Source organism: Caldimonas brevitalea (genome assembly GCF_001017435.1).
GTDB classification, from domain to species: domain Bacteria; phylum Pseudomonadota; class Gammaproteobacteria; order Burkholderiales; family Burkholderiaceae_C; genus Caldimonas; species Caldimonas brevitalea.
This window is the reverse complement of sequence record NZ_CP011371.1, coordinates 5,203,221-5,215,282: the sequence shown is the minus strand read 5'-3', so window position 1 is coordinate 5,215,282 and position 12,062 is coordinate 5,203,221. Positions and strand designations below refer to the sequence as shown.

Below are 12,062 nucleotides of genomic sequence, written 5' to 3'. Positions count from 1 at the left end.
AGGACATGGCAGCAGCCGCGCAGGCTGCGGTAGCAAGAGTGGTTAGATCTTGCCGACCAGGTCCAGCGACGGCTTCAGCGTCGCAGCACCTTCTTGCCACTTGGCCGGGCACACCTGGCCCGGGTTGTTCGCCACGTACTGGGCCGCCTTCAGCTTGCGCAGGGTTTCCTTCACATCGCGAGCGATCGCGTTGTCGTGGATCTCGAGCGTCTTGATCACGCCATCGGGGTTCACGACGAAGGTGCCGCGCAGCGCCAGGCCTTCTTCATCGATGTGCACGTCGAACGCGCGGGTCAGCTGGTGCGTGGGGTCGCCCACCAGCGGGAACTTGGCCTTGCCGACGGCCGGCGAGGTCTCGTGCCACACCTTGTGCGCGAAGTGGGTGTCGGTGGTCACGATGTAGACCTCGGCGCCCAGCTTCTGGAACTCGGCATAGTTCTCGGCAGCGTCTTCCACCTCGGTCGGGCAGTTGAAGGTGAAGGCGGCCGGCATGAAGATGAACACGGACCACTTGCCCTTGACCGACTCGTTCGTGATGTCGACGAACTTGCCGTTGTGGAACGCGGTGGCCTTGAACGGCTGGAGCGGGGTGTTGATCAGAGACATCGTTTCTCCTGGAGGGGTCGGGTTGTGGAATCAGAAGACCGTATGGTACGAAAACTATTAAGTAAGTCGATTTAATAGTTTAAAAGACCCCCATTGAAGGGGGCTATGACGGTCATGTTCCCAGGCTCCGGGCCGCTCGGCGCCGAGGCGGCTGGGGCGATCCATGCGGGCTTGCTATCACGCACCGGCCAGCGAGGACCTGACCTCCATCAGCGGCTCGGCTCCGTGGTAGTTGTGGCGGGTGCCGGATAAACCTCTTCAACCGGCGTGAGCAGCTCGCTCGAGTCGTCGGCCGCATGGGGGCGTTGGGTGGCGACGAAGCCGGTCATGTCGACCACCTCCACCAGCGCCTCCTTTGCGTAGCGGGCCAGCACCGAGCCGCGCAACCCCAGCTGAACGGCACGGCGCGCGAGTTTTGCACCGCTGGGCGCGTGGTCCGGGTCCCATTGCAGGCGGACTTCGGAAGCGGCGACGGCGTCAGACCAGGCCTGTCTGGAGGCATACCGGGTCGCGTCGAAGGACGACGGCACGGCTTGTTCCAGCAGCGCGTCGAAAAATTCGCGGCGCACGCGCAAGGCGAGGATCGTCTCCTGGCCCTCTTGGGTCCCCCAGCCGCAGCGATACATCATCCACAGGAAGTTGGGCTTGATCCAGCTCATGCGAGAGAAGCTGAAGTCAGGGCCACCGAACTCGCCGTGATCGAGCACGTAGCGGGCAATGCTGGGCCGGTACGCCTGGTAGACGATGACCGAGGTGGCGTCGTACTGTGCCATCACCTGCTCGCCCTCCTGCGGCCAGCCGGCTTGCTGTGCCAGGTAGGGTGCGACCGCCAGCTGCCGGCCGGTTGCGTGGGCGCCCTGCGTGTCGAAGCGCCACAGCACCTCGATGCTGCCGACGATCTGCTGGTTGAACTGCTCCAGCTCGTCGGCCGGTATCCACCACTCGGTATGGTGCCGGGCGCCAACCTGCTGCAGCGGGTAGCGGGCCATGAAGGACTTGCGGACCCGAAAGCGCGTGACGTAGCCCTGGCCGCTGGCCGGCACGTTCCAGTCGCGCGCGATCTCGATCGCGTAGGGCTCGTTCGACACCGGGTAGAAGATCGGCTGGTCGGGCAAACGGGGCGGCCAACGCTTGAAACCGGATTGCGCGACCAGCGCCAGCTCTTCGGGGCCTGTGGGCCGGAACATCACCACCGTGTCGTCGTTCATCGCAGCACCTGCAGGTAGTGCGGCGGCACCGCGTCGGTGAGCCAGACGTTGTTGTCGGACCGGAAGAACAGCCGGCCGTCGCGCGCCATCTGTGCCGCATCCACCTGCAGCAACACGAGTTGACCGTAGCGTCGACCGACCGAGGCTGCCACCTTCCGGTCCTCGGTGAGATGTACATGGTGGCGCTCGCGCTTGCTCAGCCCTTCGGCAAGGATGGACGCGAGAAAGCGCTCGGCGGTGCCGTGGTACAGCACGTCCGGCGGGGGCACGGCGGCGAGACCCAGGTCCACCTTGATCGAGTGGCCCTGGTTGGCGCGAATGTGTTGCCCGTCGGCGCTGATTTGAAAGCGTTGCTTGTCGCTGGTGTCGACCACCTGCTGCAGTACGTCGCGCGTCAACGGCTTGCCGGCGGCCGCGGTGCGGGCCAGCAACTCGTCGATCGCGGCCCAGCCTGCCGTGTCGAGGTGCAGGCCGATGGACTGGGGTTGGTGGCGCAGCACAAGGCTCAGGAATTTGCTGATCGTCGTCAGCTTGCTTGGATTTGTCATGTTGTTCTTTTAATGCATGGGCTGGGGCAAAGGGCCCTCCAGCCAGTGAGTGCCTTCAGCGAGAACGGGACACGGGGTCGGTCAAACGCGTCGGTGGTACAGTGCAACTCACAACAAGTTGTACATTACAACTTATATGTGAACAACGCAAGCGTCAGCGTGCGCACGGCAGCATCCATGCAACAAACGAGTGCCGAAGGTGGCCGGGGAAGGCCGCACAAGCCCGACTTCCCATTGCCGTTCACCACGGTCGACGTGGTGATCTTCACCGTGATCGAAGCTCGCCTGCGGGTCTTGCTGGTACAGCGGCCCAATGTGAAGGACGACCCCTGCCCGGGCCTGTGGGCGCTGCCGGGCGGGTTTGTCGACGTCGACCGCGACGACAGCCTCGAGGCCTGCGCGCGGCGCAAGCTGCTCGAGAAGACCGCGGTGGTGAGCCCTTATCTCGAACAGCTGGGCAGTTGGGGCGGCGCCCGGCGCGACCCGCGCGGCTGGTCGGCGACCCACGTCTACTTCGCGCTGATTCCCGCCGAAGGGCTGCAGCTCGCCAAGGGCGCCAATGCCGCAGAAGTGGGGTGGTTCGAGGTCGACGAGGTGCTCGGGTGGCCGGCACTGGCGTTCGACCATGCCGAGATCCTGCGGGCGGCGGTGGATCGGTTGCGCAGCAAGGTCGAGTACACGTCGTTGCCGGCGTTCCTGCTCGAAGAGCCCTTCACCTTGCCTCAGTTGCAGCGCATGTACGAGGTGGTGCTGGGGCGCGACGTCGACAAGAGCGGGTTTCGCACCCGCATGCTTGCGGCGCACTTCCTTGAGGAGGCCGGATACGTCGCCGGCCACTCCAACCGGCCGGCGATGGGCTATCGGCTGCGCGATCGGACCGGGCCGGTGGTGTTTCCTCGCACCTTCAGTCCTCGGCAATAGCCTGGGGCGCCGCGTGCGTCGCCAGCGCAGCGAGGTACCTCATGTGTCTGCGCCGGGAAGAACGGGACGCCCGTGCCAAAGCGCCGCGAGTGTGGCGTCTGCTCGGCACACCCGTCGTGCTCCGGTGCCGCCAGAGCGCACGCCAGCCCGCGCGCGACGGTAGACACTCGCCTTCATGCCTGCGTGTACGCGGTCTTCACCGCCGTATAGAACTCGGCCGCGTACCGCCCCTGTTCCCGCGGCCCGTGGCTCGACGCCTTACGGCCACCGAAGGGCACGTGGTAGTCGACCCCGGCGGTCGGCAAGTTCACCATCACCATGCCGGCTTGCGCGTGCCGTTTGAAGTGCGCTGCGTGCTTCAGCGATGTGGTCGCGATGCCGGCCGCCAGCCCGAACGGCGTGTCGTTGGCCAGCGCGAGCGCTTCCTCGTAGTCCTTCACCCGCAGCACGCTCACCACCGGGCCGAAGATTTCTTCTCGGTTGATGCGCATCTGAGGTGTCGTTTCGGTGAACAGCGCGGGTCGCAGGTAGTACCCCGGGGCTCCGGCACTGTTGCGTTCGAGTGCCTGGCCGCCGGTCAGCAATGTCGCGCCTTCGCGCCGACCGATCTCGATGTACTCGAGATCCTGCGCCAGCTGCCGGTCGTCGACCACCGGGCCGATGTCGGTGCCGGCCTTGCGTGCATCGTCGACGGTCAGCCGCGCGATGCGCTCGGCCATCGCGGCCACGAAGCGGTCGTGTATGCCCTCGGTGACGATCAATCGCGACGACGCGGTGCAACGCTGGCCGGTCGAGAAGTAGCCGCTGTGGACGGCCGCCGTCACGGCCACGTCCAGGTCGGCGTCGTCCAGCACCACCATCGGGTTCTTGCCGCCCATCTCCAACTGGAACTTGGCAAGCCGCGCCGCGCAGGCCGCGGCCACACGCTGCCCGGTGGCGACGCTGCCGGTGAAGCTGACCGCCTGCACCCGCCTGTCGTCGAGCAGCACCTGGCCCACGTCGGTGCCGCGGCCCATCACGAGGTTGAACACGCCAGGCGGCAATCCGTTGCGGTGCAGGATGTCCGCCAGCGCCCAGGCGCAGCCGGGCACCAGTTCGGCGGGCTTGAGCACGACGGTGTTGCCGAAGGCGAGCGCGGGCGCGATCTTCCAGGCCGGGATGGCGATCGGGAAATTCCACGGTGTGATCAGGCCGACCACGCCGAGCGGCTCGCGCGTCACCTCCACCCCCACCCCCGGCCGCACCGACGCCAGGCTGTCGCCACCGCTGCGCAGGGCTTCACCGGCGAAGAACTTGAAGATGTAGCCGGCGCGCGCCGCTTCGCCGATGGCTTCGGGCAAGGTCTTGCCTTCCTCGCGGGCCAGCAGGTCACCGAGTTCGGCCTTGCGCGCGAGGATCTCGCTGCCCACCGCATCGAGCAGATCGAAACGCTGTTGTGGTGTGGTGAGGGCCCAGGCGGGCGCCGCCGCGTGCGCTGCTGCCACCGCCTCGCCTGCCTGCTCGACATCGGCCTGGGCGTACTCGCCCACCACGTCTCGGGTGTCGGAGGGGTTCAGGTTGCGGCTGGCGCGGGTCGCGTCCACCCAGGCGCCGCCGATCAGGTTCTTGTGCATGACGTTGTTCCGATGAAAAGGGGGTCGTCAACGCACCAGGCACGGCCGCTTCGGGTCGAAGCGCCAGCCTGGCACCAGGGACTGCATGGCGATGGCGTCGTCGCGCGAGCCGAGCCCGTGCTGGCGGTACAGCGCGTGGGCTTGCTCGACCTTCTGCAGGTCCAGCTCGACACCGAGCCCGGGCTTGGCCGGCACTTGCACACAGCCGTTGCGGATCTGCAGCGGCTCGCGCGTCAACCCTTGGCCGTCCTGCCAGATCCAATGCGTGTCGATGGCCGTGACGCGCCCGGGCGCCGCCGCGGCGACGTGCGTGAACATCGCCAGCGACACATCGAAGTGGTTGTTGGAGTGCGAGCCCCAGGTGAGGCCCCAGTCGCGGCAGGTCTGCGCCACGCGCACCGAGCCGCCCAGGGTCCAGAAGTGCGGGTCGGCCAACGGGATGTCGACCGCCTGCAGGCTCAGCGCATGCACCATTTGCCGCCAGTCGGTCGCCACCATGTTGGTCGCCGTCGGCAGCCCGGTCGCGCGGCGAAACTCGGCCATCACCTCGCGACCCGAATAGCCGTCCTCGGCGCCGCACGGGTCCTCGGCATAGGCGAGCACGCCGTGTAGATCGCGCAGCAACCGCACCGCCTCGTCCAGCGACCAGGCGCCGTTGGGGTCGACGGTGATGCGGGCCTGCGGAAAGCGTTCGTGCAAGGCGCGCAGCGTGTCGATCTCTTCTTCGCCGCGCAGCACGCCGCCCTTGAGTTTGAAGTCCTGAAAACCGTAGCGGGCGTGGGCGGCCTCGGCCAGTCGCACGACGGCCGCCGGTGTCAGGGCCGGCTCGTGGCGCAGTCGCAGCCAGTCGTCTTCGGCATCGGGCTCGGCGGCGTAGGGCAGCTCGGTCTTGCGCCGGTCGCCCAGATAGAACAAGTAGCCGAGCAGACGCACTTGGTCGCGTTGCTGGCCTTCGCCGAGCAGTGCGGCGACCGACACGCCGAGGTGCTGGCCCTGCAGGTCGAGCAGCGCCGACTCCACCGCGGTGAGGGCGTGGATGGTGGTGCGCAGGTCAAAGGTCTGCAGGCCGCGGCCGGCGCGATCGCGGTCGGCGAAGCGCGCGCGCATGGTCTTCAGGATGGCCTGCAGGTCGCCGATCGGCCGGCCTTCGACCAGTTCACGCGCCTCTTCGAGCGTCTGGCGGATCGGCTCGCCTCCGGGCACCTCGCCGACGCCGGTGTGCCCCGCGTTGTCGCGCGCGATGACGAGATTGCGGGTGAAGAACGGCGCATGCGCACCGGACAAGTTGAGCAGCATGCTGTCGCGCCCGGCCACGGGGACGACGCGCAGTTCCTGGATGACCGGGGTGCTCATCGGGCCACCTCCGTGCCGCGCAGGGGCGTGCCCGCCCTCATTGCGGGCCGAGGCGCTGGATCAACGCCCGCAGTTGCTCGACCTCGGCCGGCTTCAGGTCGGACAGCGGCGGGCGGACCGGCCCGGCGCTGTGGCCCACCACGGCGGCGCCGGCCTTCACGATGCTCACCGCATAACCTTGCCCACGGTTGCGGATCTCGAGGTAGGGCAGGAAGAACTCGTCGAGCAGCCGCCCGGTGGTGGCGGCGTCTCCGGCCGCATAGGCGTTGTAGAACTCGATCGCGGTGCGCGGCACGAAGTTGAACACCGCCGACGAATACACCGGCACGCCCAGCGCCTGGTACGCGTTCGCGTAGACCTCATGGGTGGGCATGCCGCCGATGTAGACGAAACGGTCGCCCAGGCGCTGGCGGATCTGCACGATGCGCTCGATGTCGCCCAGGCCGTCCTTGAAGCCGATCAGGTTGGGGCAGCGTTCGGCCAGCGGGAGCAGCGATGCGGCCGTCAACTTGCACGCGCCCCGGTTGTAGACGATCACGCCGATCTTCACGGCCTTGCAGACCGCCTCCACATGCGCGACCAGCCCCTCCTGCGTGGCTTCGGTCAGATAGTGGGGCAGTAGCAAGATGCCCTGCGCGCCCATCCGCTCGGCTTCTTGCGCATAGCGCACCGCCAGCGTGGTGCCGCCGCCGGCGCCGGCCACGATGGGCACGCGGCCGCGGCACGTCTCGACCGCGGTCTTCACCACCTGCGAGTACTCGACAGGTTCGAGCGAGAAGAACTCGCCGGTGCCCCCGGCGGCGAACAGCACCGAAGCGCCGTACGGCATCAGCCATTCGAGCCGTGCGGCATACCCGGCCGGCTCGAAGCGCAACTGGGTGTCGAAGTCGGTCAACGGGAACGACAGCAGGCCGGACGACAGGGCGAGTTTGAGATCCTGTGGGGACATGATGACTCCGAAAAGAGATAAGACATCGTACAACTCGAACGGGGTGGGGCCAAATGAGGAGAAATGCGGAGGGCAGCGTGGGCGGCGCGCTCCTGAGCTGAAGGGCGTGGGGCGGTGAGGGAAGCGAGAGGCGAGAGGCGAGGGGCGAGGGGCGAGGGGCGAGGGGCGAGGGCGCTCGCCGCGGCGTCTCAGGCGGCCGGCACGTCGCCCGCGGCCCGGCGGCGCCGTTCGCGGCTGTTCGCCAGGTGCGTGCGCATCGCGGCGCGCGCGGCTTCGACGTCTTGTGCGGCGATCGCATCCAAGATGCTTTCATGTTCGCCGTTCACGCGTCGCAGGTAGGCGCGCCGCTCGTCGCTCATCACCGGGGCCGGCTCGAGTCGGGCGCGCGGGATGATGGTGGCGCCGAGCGTGGCCATGATGTCCGTGAAATGGCTGTTCTGCGTCGCGCGGGCGATCTCGAGGTGGAACTGGAAGTCGGGCCCCACCGCGTCGCGACCCTGCTCGATGGCGGCGCTGAAGGCGTGCAGCGCCGCACGCATCGCGGCCAGGTTCTCGGGCGTGCGACGCTGGGCCGCCAAGGCCGCGCTCTCGGTTTCGATGCCGATGCGCAATTCGAGCACCGCGATCACGTCGCGCAGCGTGGCGACCTGCTCCGGCGCGATGCGGAACACCCCGCTGTCACCGAGCCCGACGACAAAGGTGCCGATGCCATGCCGCGTCTCGACCAGGCCGGCCGCCTGCAGCTTGGAGATCGCCTCTCGCACCACCGTCCGGCTGACACCGAACTCCTCCATGATGGCGGCCTCGGTGGGCAGCTTGGCGCCTTGCGGCAGCCGCCCGTCGCGCACCCGGTCGCCCAGCGACTCGACCAGTTCGAGGGCGAGCGTGCGCGGCCGGCGGCGGCTGGTGGGGGCGATGGAGCTCATAGGGTTTGTCCGAAGAGGCAACGAAGACGGTCTGGGAATAATCGCACGAGTTGTACGACAACAGACGACGACAACCCACTCACTGTAGCAAATGACCGCTGCCTCCTCCGCACCTCTGCGCTTTCGTCGCCTGCTGCTCACCGGGGCCGCTGGCGGCCTGGGGCGGCAATTGCGCCAGCGCCTGAAAGCCTATTGCGACGTCCTGCGCCTGTCCGACATCGCCGACCTCGGCGCGGCCGCGCCTGGCGAAGAACTGGTGCCGGCCCGCCTGGAAGACCGGGCGGCCGTGCTGGCCCTGCTCGACGGTGTGGACGGTGTGGTGCACCTCGGTGGCGTGTCGGTCGAAGCGCCGTTCGAGCCCATCCTCGCGGCCAACATCGTCGGCGTCTACCACCTCTATGAAGCTGCACGGCTGAACGGCCTGAAGCGGGTGGTGTTTGCCAGTTCCAACCACGTCACTGGCTACTACCGGCAAGACGAGGTGATCGACGCGCAGGCGCCGCTGCGCCCGGACGGCTTGTACGGCGTCAGCAAGGCCTTCGGCGAAAACCTGTCGCGCTTCTACTTCGACCGCTACGGCATCGAGACCGTCTGCTTGCGCATCGGCTCGTCCTTCCCCGAGCCCAAGGACCGACGCATGCTCGCCACCTGGATGAGCTTCGACGACCTCGAACGGCTGGTGATGGCCAGCCTGACCGCACCGGTGGTCGGCCACACCATCGTGTACGGCACCTCGGACAACACCACCCGTTGGTACGACAACCGCTGCGCCCGGCACCTGGGCTTCCGCCCGCTCGACAGCTCCGAACCTTTCCGCGCTGCGGTCGAAGCCCGCCAGCCGACGCTCGATCACCAGGACCCCGCCGTGATCTACCAGGGCGGCGCCTTCGTGCGCACCGGCCCGTTCGAATGACAAGGAGACGACCATGGCCCCCTCTCGCCGCACAGCGCATCCCTGCGCTTCCGCTTCCTCCCAGACCGCCTCGCCCGTTGCCCCGCCCGCCGCGTCCCGCCCACCCTGGCGCCGGGTCGGGCGGCGGGTGCTGCTGAGCGCCATGCTGGCCTCGGTGTCGCTGTCGGCTCAGGCGGTCCAGTTCCGCTCGGCCGACGTTCACAACAGCGACGACTACCCGACCGTCGCGGCGGTCAAGTACATGGGTGAGCTGATCGAAAAGCGCAGCAACGGCAAGCACAAGATCAAGGTCTTCAACAAGGGTGTGCTCGGGTCCGAGAAGGAAACCCTCGACCAGGTGAAGATCGGCGCGCTCGACATGGCCCGCGTCAACATCGCGCCGGTGAATTCGATGTGCGCCAAGACGCTGGTGCCGACCATGCCCTTTTTGTTTCGCTCGGTCGACCATATGCGGCGTGCGCTCGACGGCCCGGTGGGCGACGAGATCCTCAAGAGCTGCGAAGACCAGGGCCTGGTCGGGCTGGCCTTCTACGACAGCGGCGCGCGTTCGGTCTACGGCAAGAAGCCGGTGCGCTCGATCGCCGATGCGCGCGGCATGAAGATCCGCGTGCAGCAGTCCGACCTGTGGGTCGCGCTGCTCGGCGCGATGGGGGCCAACGCCACGCCGATGCCGATCGCCGAGGTCTACACCGCGCTCAAGACCGGCCTGATCGACGCGGCCGAGAACAACGTGCCCTCGTACGACGGTTTCAAGCACTTCGAGGCGGTGAAGTACTACTCGCGCACCGAACACTCGATGGCGCCCGAGATGCTGGTGATGAGCAAGGCCGTGTTCGACAAGCTGCCCAAGGCGGAGCAGGACCTGATCCGCGCCGCGGCCAGGGAATCGGTCGCGTTCCAGCGCAAGAAGTGGGACGCGCAAGAGGCCAAATCGCTCGCCAACGTCAAGGCCGGCGGCGCGACCATCGTCGACGACGTCGACAAGGCCTCGTTCCAAAGTGCGATGGGGCCGGTCTACGACCGCTTCATCACCACCCCCGACCTCAAGCGGCTGGTCAAGGCCGTGCAGGACCTCAAGTGAGCGTCGCCGCTGCTGCTGCCGTCGTGACCGCGGCCGGTCGACCCGCCCACCCACTGCGCGGATTCACCCGGCTGTGCGCCGTGTTGTCCAAGGCCAGCCTGCTGTTGGCCGTGGTCGGCCTGGTGGGCGTGATCCTCAGCGTGCAGATCCAGGTGGTGGGCCGCTATGTGTTCAACGACACCCCCACCTGGGCCGAGGCGCTGGCCCTGTTGCTGGTGCTGTACGTCACGGCCCTGGGGGTCGCGGTGGGCGTGCGCGACGCTGGCCATATCGGGCTCGAATCCTTCATCGCCTTGCTGCCCGAGCGCTGGCGTCGCAAGCTCGAGGTCCTCATCCATGCGCTGGTCGCGAGCTTCGGCGCGCTGATGGCGTGGAACGGCTGGATGTGGACGCGACTGAAATGGAGCGACCTGAAGCCCATGCTGGGGGTGCCCGTGGGCCTCGACTACCTGGCCCTGGTCGTCTGCGGCGTGCTGGTGCTGCTGTTTTCGATCGAACACATCGTCGCACTGCTGCGGGGCGAAGACGTGGAGCCGGCGTGTCACTGAGCGGCCCGCCCCGCGATGCCGGCCCGCCACCTTGCACATCGCGGCCATGCGACGTGCGCGACTGCACCGAGCGGGCCCACGGCCCCAGGGAGTGAACATGGAGTTGATGGTTCTCGCCGGCAGCTTTGCGCTGCTGCTGGTGCTCGGCGTGCCCGTGGCGTTCGCGATCGGCCTGTCGTCGATCGCCACCATCCTGGCAGCGGGCCTGCCGGTCGCGGTGGTGTTCCAGAAGATGCTGGGCGGCATGCAGGTGTTCAGCTTCCTCGCGATCCCGTTTTTCGTGTTCGCAGGTGAGCTGATGTTGTACGGCGGTATTGCCGACCGTATCGTGCGCTTCGCCAACAGCCTGGTCGGGCATGTACGTGGCGGCCTGGGCATGAGCAACGTGCTCGGCTGCACGCTGTTCGGCGGCGTCGCCGGCTCGCCGCTGGCCGACGTGTCGGCGATGGGCTCGGTGATGATCCCGCTGATGAAGAAAGAGGGCTACCACGCCGACTATGCGGTGAACGTCACCACCCATGCGGCGCTGGTCGGCGCGCTGACACCCACCTCGCACAACCTGATCATCTTCACGCTCGCCACCACCGGCATCGCCTCGGTGAGCGTGTTCAGCCTGATCCTGGCCGGTGTGATCCCGGCGCTGATCCTGACGCTGTGCAACCTCGCCGCCGCCTATTGGGTGGCCGTCAAGCGCGGCTATCCGACCCACGGCAGCTTCCCCGGTTGGGGCGCGGTGTTGCGCGCCTTCCTCGGCGCGCTGCCCGGGCTGCTGATCGTCGTGATCATCCTGGCCGGCATCCTGTCGGGCATTTTCACGGCCACCGAATCGGCCGCCACCGCGGTGTTCTGGGCGCTGCTGATCACCGCGGTGGTCTACCGCACGCTCAGCTGGGAGAACTTTCTGAAAGCCTGTGCCAAGGCCTGCAAGACCACCGGTGTGGTGTTGCTGCTGATCGGCATCTCGTCGGCGTTCGGCTACTTCATGGCGCTGTACGAAGTGCCACAGAAAACCGGCGAGCTGATGCAAAGCGTGACCAGCGAGCCCTGGGTGATCTTTCTGATGATCAACGTGCTGCTGTTCGTGCTCGGAACCTTTCTCGACATGGCCGCCACGATGCTGATCTGCACGCCGATCTTCCTGCCCATCGCGCAAGCCTTCGGCATGGACCCGGTGCAGTTCGGCGTGATGATGCTGATCAACTGCGCGCTCGGGCTCAACACGCCGCCGGTGGGCACGACGCAGTTCGTCGGCTGTGCCATCGGCCAGATCTCGGTTGGGCAGGTGATGCGCTCGATCGCACCCTTCTACGGCGCACTCGGCCTGTGTTTGTTGCTCGTCACCTACGTGCCGGCTTTCTCGCTGTGGCTGCCGGCCTTGTTCAAGTAAGGAGGCTCA

General features: G+C 67.4%; 12 protein-coding genes. 5 read left to right on the top strand and 7 right to left on the bottom strand.

Going from position 1 to position 12,062, the window contains the following annotated elements:
- Positions 1-42: 42 nt before the first annotated feature.
- The 3 genes from ahpC to AAW51_RS21925 form a co-directional block, all read right to left on the bottom strand.
- The gene (ahpC, locus tag AAW51_RS21935; protein WP_047196304.1) at positions 43-606 is read right to left on the bottom strand and encodes an alkyl hydroperoxide reductase subunit C; all 564 of its coding nucleotides are present in this window, start codon (positions 604-606) and stop codon (positions 43-45) included.
- 209 nt (positions 607-815) lie between these two features.
- Positions 816-1,814, bottom strand: coding sequence for a DUF4291 domain-containing protein (locus AAW51_RS29460; RefSeq protein WP_083438504.1), 999 nt, complete (start codon positions 1,812-1,814; stop codon positions 816-818).
- Entirely contained in the window at positions 1,811-2,362 is a 552-nt protein-coding gene (locus tag AAW51_RS21925; protein ID WP_047196303.1) for an RNA 2'-phosphotransferase, read from the bottom strand. Before AAW51_RS21925 ends, AAW51_RS29460 begins: the two co-directional genes overlap by 4 nt.
- Before the next feature lie 177 nt (positions 2,363-2,539).
- On the opposite strand from AAW51_RS21925, the gene AAW51_RS21920 reads away from it, so the two are divergent.
- A complete protein-coding gene (locus AAW51_RS21920) occupies positions 2,540-3,283 on the top strand; it encodes an NUDIX hydrolase (protein ID WP_047196302.1) in 744 nt (247 codons plus the stop codon).
- Between the two features lie 173 nt (positions 3,284-3,456).
- Here AAW51_RS21920 and AAW51_RS21915 read toward each other — a convergent pair whose 3' ends face one another.
- The 4 genes from AAW51_RS21915 to AAW51_RS21900 all read right to left on the bottom strand — a co-directional run bounded on the left by AAW51_RS21915 (position 3,457) and on the right by AAW51_RS21900 (position 8,124).
- A complete protein-coding gene (locus tag AAW51_RS21915; RefSeq protein ID WP_047196301.1) occupies positions 3,457-4,896 on the bottom strand; it encodes an aldehyde dehydrogenase family protein in 1,440 nt (479 codons plus the stop codon).
- 27 nt (positions 4,897-4,923) lie between these two features.
- Complete coding sequence (gene gudD, locus AAW51_RS21910; protein ID WP_047196300.1) at positions 4,924-6,249, bottom strand: glucarate dehydratase; 1,326 nt, start codon at positions 6,247-6,249, stop codon at positions 4,924-4,926.
- 37 nt (positions 6,250-6,286) lie between these two features.
- A complete protein-coding gene (kdgD, locus tag AAW51_RS21905) occupies positions 6,287-7,201 on the bottom strand; it encodes a 5-dehydro-4-deoxyglucarate dehydratase (protein ID WP_083438728.1) in 915 nt (304 codons plus the stop codon).
- A 185-nt stretch (positions 7,202-7,386) separates the two neighbouring features.
- A complete protein-coding gene (locus AAW51_RS21900; protein WP_047196298.1) occupies positions 7,387-8,124 on the bottom strand; it encodes a FadR/GntR family transcriptional regulator in 738 nt (245 codons plus the stop codon).
- Positions 8,125-8,215: 91 nt separating this feature from the next.
- On the opposite strand from AAW51_RS21900, the gene AAW51_RS21895 reads away from it, so the two are divergent.
- The 4 genes from AAW51_RS21895 (at position 8,216) to AAW51_RS21880 (ending at position 12,053) form a co-directional block, all read left to right on the top strand.
- Complete coding sequence (locus AAW51_RS21895) at positions 8,216-9,037, top strand: NAD-dependent epimerase/dehydratase family protein (RefSeq protein ID WP_047196297.1); 822 nt, start codon at positions 8,216-8,218, stop codon at positions 9,035-9,037.
- Between the two features lie 142 nt (positions 9,038-9,179).
- Positions 9,180-10,118: a TRAP transporter substrate-binding protein gene (locus tag AAW51_RS21890; protein ID WP_047198169.1), complete on the top strand. Its 939-nt coding sequence runs from the start codon at positions 9,180-9,182 to the stop codon at positions 10,116-10,118.
- Between the two features lie 53 nt (positions 10,119-10,171).
- Entirely contained in the window at positions 10,172-10,666 is a 495-nt protein-coding gene (locus AAW51_RS21885) for a TRAP transporter small permease (protein WP_047198168.1), read from the top strand.
- Positions 10,667-10,763: 97 nt separating this feature from the next.
- Complete coding sequence (locus AAW51_RS21880) at positions 10,764-12,053, top strand: TRAP transporter large permease (RefSeq protein ID WP_238947668.1); 1,290 nt, start codon at positions 10,764-10,766, stop codon at positions 12,051-12,053.
- Positions 12,054-12,062 lie beyond the last annotated feature (9 nt).

What these genes read in the sequence shown, in the direction of transcription:
- AAW51_RS21925 (WP_047196303.1), bottom strand. Translation starts at nt 2,362, where the DNA reads ATGACAAATCCAAGCAAGCTGACGACGATCAGCAAATTCCTGAGCCTT.
- AAW51_RS21915 (WP_047196301.1), bottom strand. Translation starts at nt 4,896, where the DNA reads ATGCACAAGAACCTGATCGGCGGCGCCTGGGTGGACGCGACCCGCGCC.
- gudD (WP_047196300.1), bottom strand. Translation starts at nt 6,249, where the DNA reads ATGAGCACCCCGGTCATCCAGGAACTGCGCGTCGTCCCCGTGGCCGGG.
- ahpC (WP_047196304.1), bottom strand. Translation starts at nt 606, where the DNA reads ATGTCTCTGATCAACACCCCGCTCCAGCCGTTCAAGGCCACCGCGTTC.
- AAW51_RS29460 (WP_083438504.1), bottom strand. Translation starts at nt 1,814, where the DNA reads ATGAACGACGACACGGTGGTGATGTTCCGGCCCACAGGCCCCGAAGAG.
- AAW51_RS21920 (WP_047196302.1), top strand. Translation starts at nt 2,540, where the DNA reads ATGCAACAAACGAGTGCCGAAGGTGGCCGGGGAAGGCCGCACAAGCCC.
- AAW51_RS21880 (WP_238947668.1), top strand. Translation starts at nt 10,764, where the DNA reads ATGGAGTTGATGGTTCTCGCCGGCAGCTTTGCGCTGCTGCTGGTGCTC.
- AAW51_RS21890 (WP_047198169.1), top strand. Translation starts at nt 9,180, where the DNA reads ATGCTGGCCTCGGTGTCGCTGTCGGCTCAGGCGGTCCAGTTCCGCTCG.
- AAW51_RS21895 (WP_047196297.1), top strand. Translation starts at nt 8,216, where the DNA reads ATGACCGCTGCCTCCTCCGCACCTCTGCGCTTTCGTCGCCTGCTGCTC.
- AAW51_RS21900 (WP_047196298.1), bottom strand. Translation starts at nt 8,124, where the DNA reads ATGAGCTCCATCGCCCCCACCAGCCGCCGCCGGCCGCGCACGCTCGCC.